This is a genomic window from Mesorhizobium sp. M1348 (genome assembly GCF_040317925.1).
GTDB lineage: Bacteria > Pseudomonadota > Alphaproteobacteria > Rhizobiales > Rhizobiaceae > Mesorhizobium.
Genome location: NZ_JAMYLH010000059.1, coordinates 1 through 13,671, shown reverse-complemented (window position 1 = coordinate 13,671; position 13,671 = coordinate 1). Strand labels below are relative to the sequence as shown.

Genomic DNA, 13,671 nt, shown 5'->3' with positions numbered 1-13,671 from the left:
GTGCGGGGGGGCCCCCCCCCGCACGCCATCCAACTATGGGGGGCTTTTGCCACCTCCCGGCGGGCCCCAGGGGGGGGGCGGCACAATGGGGGGCCGCCCACGCCTACAACATCAAGAGCCACCGGGAAGAAGAGCGCCGGTGGGTGGAGCAGGCCGAGAGCGCCTATGCACGCTTCGTCGCCGGTTGGAACCCGCGAGGCCCGAGAAAGGCGCGCACGGATGCCGCAAACGAGGTGCGACGATAGAAGCTGCGCGGCAGGGCTCTCACCTCGGACCCTGCTCTTCGCCACGCGGTCGTCCGTGCGCGACAGGAGAATAGCGCAGATTTATCAAAAAGGCTCTTGTCGATCACATCAGTGGTCTTGGGCGTGTAGGGCTTTGTGCGGATGTGCTTGAGGCGCAACCGCTTGCAGGCCTTGGCGAAGGCTTTCGATATATAGCAGCCACCGTTGTCGGTCATGACACGGGTCACGGTTACGCCGAGGCTCTTGCAATAGGCGATCGCTGCCTTGAGGAAGGCTATCGCACTTGGCGCCTTCTCGTCAGGTTTGATTTGGCTGAAGGCGACACGGGATGCATCGTCGATGCAGACATGGACGAACTCCCAGCCCGTCCCGCCACGCTTGGAACTGCGCCAGGTGCTCTGCCCTGTGCGATCGCCAGTGATGCGATGACCAACCGCTCGAAGCGGCCGAGCTTCTTGATATCGATGTGGATCAGCTCGCCGGGATGGTCACGTTCGTAGCGGCATACTGGCGGCAGTGGATCCAGGGCCTTGAGCTTGTTCAGGCCGAGGCGCTTGAGAACTCGACTGACCGTTGCGGGCGAGACGCCAACCTCTTGGCGATATGCTTGCCGGGCCTGCGCTCCCGGCGCAGGGCCTCGATGCGAGCGACGACCTGCGGCGACGTTGGACGATGCAGGCGCCGTGGTCGCGAGCTGCGATCCTGAAGACCGGCCACGCCCTCGGCTTGATATCGTGCAACCCACTTGCGAACCGTATGCGGGCATACGCCTGCGGCTCGTTAGGCGGCCTGCGGCGTCTGCCCGCCCAGCACCTCAATCGCAATTCGCTCTCGACCATGTGGCGTCAGTCGGGCATTCTTATGGATGTTCATTCGGTCCTCCGAGAATCGCTAAAGCTTCAGCAACTTTAGCTTCCTCGCTCAGGACTGAATGAACAACCTATTGAAACCTCACATCTAGTCGGTACGCGACCGCCGGCAGCCGGGTGGCCCTGCGCGGCAAGGGGTAATACCGTTCGCAGGTCAGGAGCTTATTCAGGCCAGCCGTGATGGGAGTTGATCGCAGACACTACGACAACATTCCTGGCTAAGGAAGCCAGATGCGAACGCTGCTGTGTATCAACTGCTGATCTCATCATCGGTCCATCCTAAGGGCCGCGAAATGCGTGTTATTGGTTGGCGGCGGCTGCGAGCCGCACCGGTGCCTCGCTCTATTGACAGCGCCGGCTGAGGAGGCATGTCGCCATCATGCAGAGCGGCGAGCCGCACCCCGATTTCTTTGTCTCCTGCGGTCAGCTGATGGTTCAGGCGAAGATAGTCCATCCACGTCGGCCTCCAAAACGTTTCGGTCCAAAGAGAGGGTGTGTGCAAGCTTCGCTGAAGTGACCAGTTCCGCGCACCGGCTCGGCTCTGAACGCGCCGCCGTTCGCGCATGCAGTCCAGGAAGGGATCGAGATTGTGCTCGGCTATCAAGTAGTCCGCCTTGACGACGATCGGCCCGCTTCTTGGTTTCAGGTCCAGAGCGAGCGACGGTGCGACGAACTCTGGCGAGCCCTGTTCCGATTCTTTCCAAACCTCGATCGGCAGGACGAATGCAGTGGCAGCAACAAGCAACAGCACCGTAGCGGCGCATTCAAAGGCCACGGTCAGGGAGTAATTCTGGGCAACAGAGCCCCAGATCCAGCTGCCTGCTGCCATACCGGCGTAAGACAAGGCATAGTAGATGGAAAGCGTGCGGCCAACGACCCATCGCGGGCTCGACAACTGTATCGCAACGTCAATCCCGGTCCAGGTGAGGAGCCAGCCCGCACCCCAATTGCCAATACGGCGGCCGCAAAGGGCAACGACGATGTCAGAGCCAGCGTGAGGCAGCAGACGGCGCAAGCGGTGGACCCGCAGCGAGCAGTTGATCCCGAGACATCAGCCGCCTCAAATAGCTGCTGCCAAGGCCAGCGGAAAAAGCGCCAATGCCAAACGCGGCCAACAGCGTGCCGTATACGATAGGCCCACTTGCCAGGCGATCTCGTACGATGAGGGGGAGCAGGGCGAGGATGGATATGCTCGCCAGCCCGAAAAATGTTCCGCGGAGAATGGCCGTTCGGATCTCGGAGGATATCGCTGTGAAGCGCAAGCCGTCATGGATCGCCGTGGTGATGCGCTCACGCGGCAGCGGAGAAGGGCGAACATACCATTTTGATCGGGCAACAGCGGTGAGCGGGACCAAATCGCTCAGTGCCGCCAAGATGAACGCTGCAAGTGGTCCGAGGAAAGCAAGGATAAGGCCACCGAGAGCCGGACCTATGCTGCGCACGAGACCGCTGCCGGAATATCGCGCTTCTCGAGAATGTCGCCGACTGATGCGTGCCAGGCTGGATCGTTCAGCGCAAATCCGCAGCCCGCCAAGAACCCCAGGCCAAGGATCAACCACGGGCTTGTAATGCTTGCCGGCCACTGCCTGATTGCGCGCCACTCACGTGATTGAAACGCCGCGTGATGATTAACATATCGCATATAGCTTATGGAACTTAGCGGTCATTTGGCTGCTGTTGCGTTCCTGAAGGAGCCGAACGCCTTCGAAGCCCATTCTTCCTGGGCTTGTGAGGATCGGGCCAAAGCAAAAAAGCAACAAACAACCCATTTTGGAGCCTGCAACAGCCGATCCCACGAGCGAGGTCGCCAAAGCAAATCTTTCACTCACTCACCCAGCTACAGAGCGAAATTGCGTTCTTTGGAACTGGCCGGTCATTTAGCCGGCTAGTTCCTAATTCAAACCTGTTGGAACGAAGGTGTTGTACCGCTTGGGCACGCTCGCACAAGCTAGGACTGCTGTGCCAAATTAAATACACCACTCTCCGATAAGATCAGTCCCAATAGCCTCTCAACTTGCCAATGGCCTCGCTAGAATCGCCAACCCTTGATCAATTTCGACATACCCTCCAGACCGTATGCCGTAGACGACAGACGAGATCGTGTCCCTGGGAGTGGTGTAGCTGACGGCTTTGGTCGCCGTGCTCTCCGGCATTGGCCGGGCTGATCAGCGCGCCACGGCTGGCAAGCTGATCAGAGGATCATCGCTCATTTGCGACATCGTTTCCAGTGTCATGTATCTTGCGCGCTGGACGGCCCATTCATCGTTCTGTTCGAGCAGCAGGGCGCCGACGAGGCGCACGATCGCATCGTCGTTCGGGAAGATTCCGACGACCTCGGTGCGCCGCTTGATCTCGCCGTTGAGGCGCTCGATCGGATTCGTCGAGTGGAGCTTGGCGCGATGTTCCTTCGGGAAGGTCATGTAGGCCAGCACGTCGGGCTCGGCGTCGTCCATGATTGTCGCCAATTTCGGCACCTTCGGCCGGATCTGGTCGGCGACGGTGCGCCATTGTACGGACGCGGCCTCGGGCGTCTCCTGGGCGAAAGCGGTGCCGATGAAGGCTGAGACGACCCTGCGGCCGCTCTTGCCGGCATGGGCCAGCACGTTCCTCATGAAGTGGACGCGGCACCTCTGCCATGTCGCGCTGAGCACCTTGGTAACGGCCGCCTTGAGGCCTTCGTGCGCGTCGGAGACGACGAGCTTGACGCCGCGCAGGCCGCGACGGGTCAGCTTGCGCAGGAACTCCGTCCAGATCGGCTCGGCCTCCGAGGTGCCGATCTCCATGCCAAGCACCTCGCGCCGGCCGTCCGCGTTGACGCCGACGGCGATGATGACGGCGACGCAGACGATGCGGCCGCCACGGCGCACCTTCAGGTAGGTCGCAATCCACAGGTATGGCCAGTCGCCTTCGATTGGCCGGTCGAGGAAGGCCTTCACCTTGCCGTCGATCTCCTCGCACAGCCGAGAGACCTGGCTCTTGGAGATGCCGCTCATGCCCATCGCCTTGACCAGGTCGTCGACCGAGCGTGTCGAGATGCCCTGGATATAGGCTTCCTGGATCACCGCGGTCAGCGCCTTCTCGGCCATGCGTCTCGGTTCGAGGAAGCCCGGGAAGTAGGAGCCCTTCCTCAGCTTCGGGATGCGCAGCTCGACCGTGCCGGCGCGAGTCTCCCAGTCCCGGTCGCGGTAGCCGTTGCGCTGGGCCGTCCGAAGTGGGCTCTTCTCGCCATAGGCAGCACCCGTCGCGGCGCCCACCTCCATCTCCATCAGACGCTCGGCGGCAAAGCCGATCATCTCACGCAACAGATCGGCGTCGGGTGTCTTCTCCACGAGCGCGCGCAGGTTCATCATGTCGTCGGTCATCGGTAGTCCTTCCGGTCAAAGGTTGGTGTCGCAACCAGACCCTACCGGAAAGCGCCGATGACCACCGCAAAGCCGCTCGCTCCCTACAGCGCCATCGACGGCGCGCTCGCGAGCAGCTTTTGCTACCGCCGAGCTACACCACTTACGGGGACACGACCCAGACGAGGTGGGCGCGTAAATCTCGATTGTGCCCTCCGATAGCGACTCCTTGGAACGCAGGACACCTATGATGTCGCCCTTTTTCACTTCCTCCATAATCGAGCAACGGGGTTCGAAGATGCCGCGTGTAGGCGATCGCAATTCGTCGGATATTAGCGTTTCAAATGTCCGGCTCAATTTTTGATTGAGGAAGGTTGGAGGCTCCGCATTTCCGTCAACGAGCCCGAAAGCGATAAGGGCGTTGCGTACCCCCGCTTCGTAGATAGCGAGAGCATGGGCGCCAACGGTGCCTCCGCCAAATTCGGAGCAAACGAGTACTTTGCCCTGATTGTGGGCGACGGTGTCGAACATGCCAGCCGTCTCGGTGTGCTCCCAGACCAATGTCACCGGCAATTTGAAACCCTCCGCCACACGCACCGCCTTAGCCATGAGGTTAGCATCGGCAATCGGATGTAGAATAACCGACGGTGGACCATCCCATTTTGGTCCGAAGCTATGCAGATCAAGTATGGTGTCGGCAATGGGCAAGGCGCGTAATCGCATCCGCTATACGTTCACTAACCGACCCATCGGCACGACCTGGAAATTCTCAATTGAGGGTCTTTCCATCCACTGGAGTATTGCGGGTCCAAGCTTGCACAGCCAGCGGGTTGAGGTCGGGTACGATAGTTATCCTTCCGCGGGTTTGCTCCTCCGGCAGCCAATCAATAACCCGTCTCGCAACAAGCGGCCCTTCCAGTTCGTCGCCGTGATTTCCGCCCGTGATAAGAAGACGCCGCCCCTCGCCTTTATTCAGGCTGAAGACTGGAAGCAAAAGAGCTTCATAGTCGGAGCCTCTTGGGATAAAAAGATGGCCTGTGCTCACCCCAAGCGAATCTGGATCAAAGGTTAGATGTGGCTCTTGCTTCATTGTTCAACCTTGATTGGTATAATGATTCTTTGCGGTCAAGCCTAGTCGACCGAGACTTAGTGTCCGCTCCAAAAAGAAGTGAGTGATTTCAGCGGGTGTGATTCTGTCGGATTGCTGAGATTCGACGGAGATCATGATGCCCTGGACTGAAACCACTCGCCCTCACTATGAACGGCGCTGCCCGCGCTACGCAAGCGACCTGACGGACGCGGAGTGGGCGCTGATCGAGCCGCTGATGCCGGCGCCGAACCGGATCGGCCGGCCGCGGAAGACGGACTTGCGAGAGGTCGTGAACGCGCTGCTTTACATGGCTTCGTCGGGCGGGGCATGGCGGCTCCTGCCGAAGGATTTCCCACCGTTCTCGACGGTGCAGAAGTACTTCTGGCGCTGGCGGGACGAAGGATTGCTGCGCGCCATCAACAATGAACTCGTCATGGCGGCGCGCGAACGGGAAGGCCGGGAGGCAAGCCCGTCCGCCGGCGTCATCGACAGCCAGTCGGTGAAGACCACCGAAAGCGGCGGAGTTCGTGGCTTCGACGCCGGCAAGAAGGTCAAGGGCCGCAAGCGGCACATCGTCGTCGACACGCTGGGCCTGCTGGTCGGCGTCGTCGTTCACGCCGCCGACATCCAGGACCGCGACGGCGCGCCGGCCGTCCTGAAATCCATACTCGAGCGCTGGCCGTGGCTGCGCCATGTCTTTGCCGATGGTGGCTATGCAGGGCCGAAACTGCAGGGCGCCCTGCAAAAGATCGGCAAGTTCACCATGGAGATCGTCAAGCGGTCGGACAGCGCCAAAGGCTTCGAAGTCCTGCCGCGCCGATGGGGCGTCGAGCGGACCTTCGCATGGCTGGGCAGATGCCGAAGGCTGGCCAAGGACTTCGAGCGATCCATCGAATCCGCACAGGCCTGGGTCTTCATCGCAAACATCCGCATGCTCACCCGACGCCTCGCAAGGACCTGATAACATGGCGGTCATTCCGATTCAGACACTTAGGGACTGCACCCGCTTTCGGCCGCTTCTCTCACGTATCAGATTAGCCCGCGCGATATCGAAACCGCGCGATGAAGTCATCCAGCGGTACGGCCATAGCCCGCTCCAGGTTCGCCCAGTAATATTCGGCACCAGCGAGTAGCTCCTCGCGCTGGTCTGGTGCGCCCCTCTGCCTTCCAGTACCTGATTAAGGCGAGCATGGTGAGCCTAGCGAGTGCTGCGACGGGCAAAAGTGGAAGTTCTGACGCGTTTATGGGCCGGCTTTGCTCGTACCCAGTTACAAACTCAAAAGCATCCTGCCACGGGTTCTGTTCGCATTCGCCGGGTCGAATATCACCGCAGTGTGGACGGCGTCACCAAAGTAAAGGCTGGACTTAACAAAAGTATCGCTGTCAGGATCCACCACGACATTGTTAGGGGCGTAGTCACCGTGTATCATCCCTCGGATTGCGCGGTTCCTTGCCGAACGGGCATTGAACTCCGCGAGATGCCCTGGCACATAGACATCTGCTGCCGTTGTCCCGTGTCGCTCAGAACCCGGAGACGGTGCGCGGACGGTAGGGACTTTCGATGGCGGCGATCTCATCGTCGACCAGCTTGAGGTCGATCGCCTTGATGGCCGCCTTCACGTGCGAGAGCTTCGACACACCGACGATCGGCGCGGTGATGCCATCCTTCTGCAGGACCCACGCCATCGCGACTTCCGCCATAGACACACTCCGCACCTTAGACACCTGCTCCACTGCGGCGACAATCTCCTTGTCGTTCGCCTCGTCGCGTTCGTACATTGTCTTGTGAAACATGTCCGTAGTTGAACGATCAGTTTTGGTGCCCCAAGGCCGTGTCAGTTTCCCACTCCCGAGCGGCGACCACGGGATGACTCCGAGCTCATCTGCCCTGCAAAGCGGCAGCATTTCACGCTCTTCCTCGCGATAAATCAGGCTCATCTGATTCTGCATCGAGACGAACTGGGTCCACCCATTTGCCTCGGCGGTGTGTTGATACTTGAGGAATTGCCAAGCATACATCGATGAGGCGCCTATATAACGCGCTTTGCCTGCCTTCACCACGTCGTGAAGCGCCTCCATGGTCTCTTCGGCCGGCGTTGCCGGGTCATAGCGGTGGACCTGATAGATGTCTATGTACTCGGTGCCCAGGCGCTTAAGGCTGCAATCGATCTCCGAAAGGATCGCCTTGCGTGACAATCCCGCTCCATTCGGGCCACGTCGCATACGGTGGAATACTTTGGTCGCCAGAACGATCTCGTCGCGCGGCGCCAGTTCCTTCAGCAGAAGGCCCGTAATCTCCTCGGACGTGCCCTCCGCGTAGACGTTAGCTGTGTCGAAGAAGTTAATGCCGCCTTCCCAGGCCGCCCGGAACAGCGGCCGCGCATCTTCGATGCCAAGCACCCAAGGGCGCACCTCGGTCTTGTTGCCGAACGACATGGTCCCGAAACAGATTCGGCTAATCTCGAGACCGGCCTTTCCTAGTCGCGTATACTCCATGGCTTAAATCCTTCTGCTCGAGTTTCTCTAGCCCGGATGCCCGCGAGATGCGGTGTTGAAACAGGGACACCACCCGTCGGGAAACCTCCACTAGCTGTGCTTTTCTTTCAGCTTTGAGAAAAAATCCTTCAGAATTGGATCGCGATGTATCCGGTACACGTAACGCATGGGATGGCGGGTTCGGTCAACGCTCCATGTCGACTGATCGGTAAGCACCGGCGTATGGGTTACGACGGTTTCGCACCAATCGAAATTGAGCAGGCAAGCAACAGGCGCCATGTCCCAAAGCTTAGACTAGCCGACGTGATCGTCGGACAATTCCTTAAAACTCTGGGCGAGGAACTGGCCAATATCGCCGTCCGGATCGCCCAGCTTTTCAGGCTGCGACCGACCAGCTAGGCTCTCCCGACGATCGGGTTGATCGTGTCGTCGCAGAGCCTGTCGCCGACGTTCAGGCTTTCGAAGTAAGCCGTGGGCAGGATGTTCTGTTTCCCCTTAAAGGTGCTGCCATCGGGCATGAAGGCCGCCGTCATCGCGATCCGGCGGCGGCGGGTCATGTTGGCCCCGGCGCCATGCGCCGTAAGGCCGTTGTGAAAGCTGCAATCGCCCGCGGCCATTGGCACCGCAACAGGGTTCGTCTCTGCCATCCCAGGGTAAATCTTGAAGAATCCCGCAAGGTCTTTCCCGATGTCGATGTTGTCGTAACTGGCGAGCCTTTGGCTTCCCGGCACGAATGACAGGCAACCATTGAGGGGCGTCGCATCCTCTAGCGCGATCCAGATCGAAATCGCGGCGCGCGAATAGAATGACCAGTAGGGATTGTCCAAGTGCCACGCGGTCGGGTTGCCGTAGGGCTCCTTGATCAACGCTTGGTCGAGATAGATGCGCATCGCGGGCTGACGGGCAAGGGCGCTGGCCATGTTGCCGATCTCGGGGCCTCGGATGTAGCGGTGGATCGTCTGATTAATTCGAGAGACGTTGATCCGCTGCGTAAAGACTTTGTCATAGTAGCGGTCGTCGCCATCGAGCCGATCAATACCACCTGGGGCGATCTTGCGGCCAGCCATCATCTCAACTGCCTCCGAGGACGGCAGCTTTGAGTTCGGCCACCTCGGCCGGCGACAAAAGGCCTGGGATGTGCACGACGAACCCTCGATCCTGGTATTCTCGAACCTGATCCTCGGTTACTTCATTTCTCATTGCGTTTTCCTTCCCTGCCAATACAATCAACGTTCCCAGCTTGCGTCAGAGACTACACCTTAGCCCACTACTACGCCGATCGGCAGTAAACAGCCCATGGTCGTTGGGCGTCCAATTCTGTTTGCAGATCGGTGTCTGCTCATAACGAGATGAAGATTCGCAACGCGCTCGCCAGGGCTGCGCGAGCAGGCACTAGGCGCGGGTCGGCCGCGACGTGCGGCGCCGTTCGCTAGCTGTATTTCTCTTTCAGCTTTGAGAAGAAATCTTTAAGAATCGGATCGCGATGGATCCGGTAAACGTATCGCATGAGATGCCGCGTTCGGTCAACGCTCCATGTCGACTGATCGGTGAGCACCGGCGTATGGGTTACGACGGTTTCGCACCAATCGGAATTGAGCAGCCAAGCAACAGGCGCCATGTCCCATAGTTGCTTAGACCAGCCGACGTGATCGTCGGACAACTCCTTGAAACTGTGGGCGAGGAACTGGCCAATATCGCCGTAAGGCTCGACATGGCGCTCGATCTCCGGGACGGTTGTCGTAAGATGAGAGACAACGCCTAGGCAAGGAAGAAGCACCAGCGGAACACCGCTATCAAGGAGGACTTGAGATCCGCCTAGATCTTGGCACAAATTAAATTCGTTGGCGTTTGGCCATTCTAAGGCATTGCCGGCCAGCCACACTACGACGATTTTATCGCTGATGTCTGGCGCCTTGATAAGGGCAGACGCGACGTTGCTGATCGCTGCGATTGCCACAACGTAAAGCGGATCTTCCGGCGAACTTGCTCGCGCCCGCTTGATCAAGTCATCGACGGCTGGTGCTTCACGAACCGCCTTCTGCGGACCAACGTAGTCCGATACTCCTTTGAATACCAACCCCTCAGGCCGAACTTGCAGACGGTCCAAGACCCGGAAGATTTCTTCATGGCTCAACTCCATACCATGGCCGGGGCTTTCCGAGCGGTCGTCGCCGGGAAAAAACGGTGCAAGAAAAAACGGTGCCGCATAGATCGCCTGCAGATCCAGACGATCAGACGACAGCAACATCTGCACGATGGCAAACTGATCATCGATTTCATTGTAGGTGTCGGTATCAAGAACGCACCGTACCCGGCCTGAGGGGGGGGCCAACATCCGTAGGCGTTCAGCGTAACTAAGGCTCGTCATACGTTGTTGGTCCTTATCATTATCCGCAGCCGCGGTCCTGGTATTCTTACAAGAAAGTATCTAGCAGGCGCTTTCAAGGTCAGTTGGTATCAAGCCTTTTTTGTTACACGGCAAAAGCAAGCACCGGCGCTCCGATCGGCGACCGAATCGATGCTTCAGTGTTCGGAACGGTGATCAAGAAACCGCTCAACATGAGCTCTAGATCCCGGAAATCGTGCCCGTTACCGACATGGCAGTCTCTCAGGTCACGAAATAGGCTTATCAATCGCCAACTGAACGAAGCCTTCGTCCGACAACCTCCGTAGGCCTGCAGCTCAGGTCGCAAGTTCCGGGAGCGATTGGTGATTTCTCGGCCGGGACCGCCACCACGTGAGATAGAGGACAATGAGCCAAAGCACGGGCACAAGCATTAGTAGGGACGACACCGCGGCGATCGTGGGATCGATCTGGTTGCGTATGTTCTCGTACATTTTGAGTGGGAGGGTACGGATCGAATACCCGCTAATCAACGATGTTATGACGAATTCGTCGAAGGACTGGAGGAACGCGAACACGGCACCTCCCACTATGCCAGGCCGAATCAGCGGCAGTGTCACCCTCATGAAGGTCTGCAGGGGTCCGGCACGCATGCTTTTAGCTGCCTTCTCAAGCGTTCGGTCAAAATTCGCCAGCGTCGCCGATACGATCACCACGACAATGCCAATGGCACCGAGGCTTTGGGCCAAGATGACGCCAGTTTTCGAACCTATCAGTCCGAGATTGACCAGCCCGAGATAAGTCGCGATGCCGACGACGATGACGGGGATGGTGACCGGAGTCAGAATCGTCATTGTCAGGAAGCTGCGTAGCTTAGGATGGGTGCGGTTGAGGCCATAGGCCGCGAGCGTTCCGACGATAGTCGACACAATAGCCACCGCTACGCCGATCTGGATGCTGGTCCAAGCGGCGCCATTCCAGGACGGATCGCCGAAGAAGGTGCGGTACCATTGCAGCGAAAGGCCCGAGGGCGGGAATTCCAGAAAAGTCCCGGCACTAAACGACATGACAATGACGATGAGACCAGGAGCATGAAGGTAGACCATGACGAGCAATACGAACACCGTGCCGACGATATTCGACATACGGCTGTCATCTCCTGCCTGGTAGAGCTGGGTCGTCCAAAGCTTCGCCCGATAGGGACTGGTAGACTCATTAAAATGGCGTTTCAGCATGCCAAATATGGGTAGCCGCACAACCCAAGACTTCCGCGCTGGTGTCGCCGCGCGTCCTTGGGTACCCGCGAGGTCGAGCCCTAGCACGGAAAGCACGGCGACGGCGATGGCAAGGAGGATGAAGGCTGAGGTGGCGATTCGTGAGATGTTGAAGGAGCTTGCGACTTGCCCCGCGATAAAGTTAGACAGCATGGCATCACGCAACCCGCCGAGGGCAGCTGGCGTTACGTAGAACCCCAGACAGAACACGAAGACCAGCAGCGAGCCACCGCGCACGCCTGGCAAGCTGAGCGGGAAGAACACCCGCCAAAAAGCTGTGAGCGGCCGCGCGCCCATACTGCGCGCCGCCGCCATCAGCGACCTGTCGATGCCCATCATGGCGCTAACCAGAGGCAGGATCATCACCGGCAGCATGATGTGTACCATGCCGATATAGACCGCCATGGTGTTGTAGATGAGCTGCAGTGGGCCGTGGATCACCCCGAGGTGGAGCAACAGATTGTTGATCACGCCGCGATCGCCGAGAATGACAATCCACGCGTATGTACGGGCCAACCCGCTAGTGAGATACGGGATGATGACGAGGGCAATGAGGGTTATGCGCACGCTCTTCGAGGCGGTCACGATCAGATAGGCCGTGGGGTAGCCGACGATGAGGCAGATGACGGTGGCCACGACGCTCACTTCGATGGTCTGGAAGAGTACGCGGACGTTCGCGGGCTGGCCGAAAAACTCATAATAATTGGTTGCCGAAAAGGCTGGCGCATTGATGCTGGTCAAGAACAGAAGGATGATCGGTATTCCGAAGACAACCAGCAAAACGGCGAGAGCAGGGCCAGTGAGCACGACGGGCATTCGGCCCAATTTTTGAAAAGTCTTCATCAGGTCTACCTCTTGGTGCCTCACGCCGCGACGAAGCGAATGTCGGACCGCAGCCAGTGGAGGCACACCCCGTCGCCGGGTCGGAAGATTGGCTGCCCTGCGGCGACATGTTCACGCACGATGAAAACGTTGCTCCCTACGCGCACATGGTATTTCCGCAAGGGGCCGGCATAAATCATATCGTCGACGGTGCCAGTGACGGACTGGCGTTGGTCTGCATCGCTGCGTTCCCGCGCATCAGGAGCGACAATGCAAATACGTTCGGGCCGGATCATAGCCACAGTGCCGGAGGGCTGCGCTGCATCGGATTCAATCTTGAAGTTGGGATTTTCGAGGATATTCGCCTCGCCAATAAATTTAGCCACGAAGGATGTTGCCGGCCGGTCATAGAGGGCCTCCGGGCTGTCGGTCTGCTCGATTCGCCCAGCGCGCATAACGACGATGCGGTCGGATAGAGTGAGCGCCTCCTCCTGATCGTGCGTAACACAGACCGTAGTGATGCCGAACTCTTTGTGCAGGCTGTTCATCTCGATCTGCATCTGCTCGCGGAGGTTGCGATCGAGCGCGCCAAGCGGTTCGTCGAGCAAGAGGAAGGGCGGATCTGCGATTAGCGCGCGGGCAAGCGCCACGCGCTGCTGCTGGCCGCCGCTCAATTGCGACGGCATGCGGCCGCCAAGATCATTAAGGTGCACACGCTCCAGCATGCGGCGGACCCGTGTTGTCCTCTCAGCAGCGTTTATGCCGCGCATTTCGAGCGGGAACTCCAGGTTCCGTGTCACCGTAAGATGCGGAAACAGCGCATAGCTTTGGAACACAATGCCTTGGTCGCGCCGATAGGAGGGCACTGCGGCGACGGAGCGCCCAGCGATAAAGATATCACCCGCAGTCGGGGCCTCAAAGCCGGCGAGCAGCATCAGGGTTGTAGTTTTGCCCGAACCGCTCGGACCTAGAATGGTCAGAAACTCTCCACGACTAACTTTCAATGACAAATCTCTGACCGCAGTGATCTTCCCGTAAGTCTTAGTGACGCTTCGGAATTCAATCTGCGGCAGAACGGGACTTTTCTCCAACGCGTCAACCTCTGAAAGCGGGACGGGCGGGGTTCCATGCATGTTCACTGTTGCTCCTCCAGCACGATCCGACCGCTGACGGACCCCTGCTATTCAACC

The 13,671-nt window shown here is 59.0% G+C and carries 10 protein-coding genes and 2 pseudogenes; 1 reads left to right on the top strand and 11 read right to left on the bottom strand.

Annotation, left to right across the window (positions count from 1 at the left end; translation table 11 throughout):
* Window positions 1-358: 358 nt before the first annotated feature.
* The 5 genes and pseudogenes from NKH13_RS34950 to NKH13_RS34930 form a co-directional block, all read right to left on the bottom strand.
* Window positions 359-998 (bottom strand): annotated as a pseudogene (locus NKH13_RS34950) (DDE-type integrase/transposase/recombinase); the annotation flags it as partial.
* 366 nt (window positions 999-1,364) lie between these two features.
* Window positions 1,365-2,678: pseudogene (locus NKH13_RS34945) on the bottom strand (MFS transporter); the annotation flags it as partial.
* Window positions 2,679-3,279: 601 nt separating this feature from the next.
* Window positions 3,280-4,476 (bottom strand): IS256 family transposase, encoded by a 1,197-nt coding sequence (locus tag NKH13_RS34940; RefSeq protein WP_352917388.1) that lies wholly within the window; start codon window positions 4,474-4,476, stop codon window positions 3,280-3,282.
* A 15-nt stretch (window positions 4,477-4,491) separates the two neighbouring features.
* Window positions 4,492-5,163 (bottom strand): M14 family metallopeptidase, encoded by a 672-nt coding sequence (locus NKH13_RS34935; RefSeq protein WP_352917386.1) that lies wholly within the window; start codon window positions 5,161-5,163, stop codon window positions 4,492-4,494.
* A gap of 61 nt (window positions 5,164-5,224) precedes the next feature.
* Window positions 5,225-5,545, bottom strand: coding sequence for a M14 family metallopeptidase (locus tag NKH13_RS34930; protein WP_352917384.1), 321 nt, complete (start codon window positions 5,543-5,545; stop codon window positions 5,225-5,227).
* A 136-nt stretch (window positions 5,546-5,681) separates the two neighbouring features.
* Here NKH13_RS34930 and NKH13_RS34925 point away from each other — a divergent pair, with 136 nt between their 5' ends.
* Window positions 5,682-6,506: an IS5 family transposase gene (locus NKH13_RS34925; protein WP_352917382.1), complete on the top strand. Its 825-nt coding sequence runs from the start codon at window positions 5,682-5,684 to the stop codon at window positions 6,504-6,506.
* A 560-nt stretch (window positions 6,507-7,066) separates the two neighbouring features.
* Here the strand turns inward: NKH13_RS34925 and NKH13_RS34920 are convergent.
* The 6 genes from NKH13_RS34920 to NKH13_RS34895 all read right to left on the bottom strand — a co-directional run bounded on the left by NKH13_RS34920 (window position 7,067) and on the right by NKH13_RS34895 (window position 13,614).
* A complete protein-coding gene (locus NKH13_RS34920; RefSeq protein WP_352917380.1) occupies window positions 7,067-8,041 on the bottom strand; it encodes an aldo/keto reductase in 975 nt (324 codons plus the stop codon).
* A 395-nt stretch (window positions 8,042-8,436) separates the two neighbouring features.
* A complete protein-coding gene (locus NKH13_RS34915) occupies window positions 8,437-9,111 on the bottom strand; it encodes a phytanoyl-CoA dioxygenase family protein (protein ID WP_352917378.1) in 675 nt (224 codons plus the stop codon).
* Window position 9,112: 1 nt separating this feature from the next.
* Window positions 9,113-9,241, bottom strand: a complete 129-nt coding sequence (locus NKH13_RS34910) for a hypothetical protein (RefSeq protein ID WP_352917376.1) — start codon at window positions 9,239-9,241, stop codon at window positions 9,113-9,115.
* 229 nt (window positions 9,242-9,470) lie between these two features.
* The gene (locus tag NKH13_RS34905; RefSeq protein WP_352917374.1) at window positions 9,471-10,409 is read right to left on the bottom strand and encodes a nucleoside hydrolase; all 939 of its coding nucleotides are present in this window, start codon (window positions 10,407-10,409) and stop codon (window positions 9,471-9,473) included.
* Window positions 10,410-10,723: 314 nt separating this feature from the next.
* Window positions 10,724-12,502, bottom strand: a complete 1,779-nt coding sequence (locus tag NKH13_RS34900; RefSeq protein ID WP_352917373.1) for an ABC transporter permease subunit — start codon at window positions 12,500-12,502, stop codon at window positions 10,724-10,726.
* A gap of 20 nt (window positions 12,503-12,522) precedes the next feature.
* A complete protein-coding gene (locus NKH13_RS34895; protein ID WP_352917390.1) occupies window positions 12,523-13,614 on the bottom strand; it encodes an ABC transporter ATP-binding protein in 1,092 nt (363 codons plus the stop codon).
* Between the last annotated feature and the right edge of the window lie 57 nt (window positions 13,615-13,671).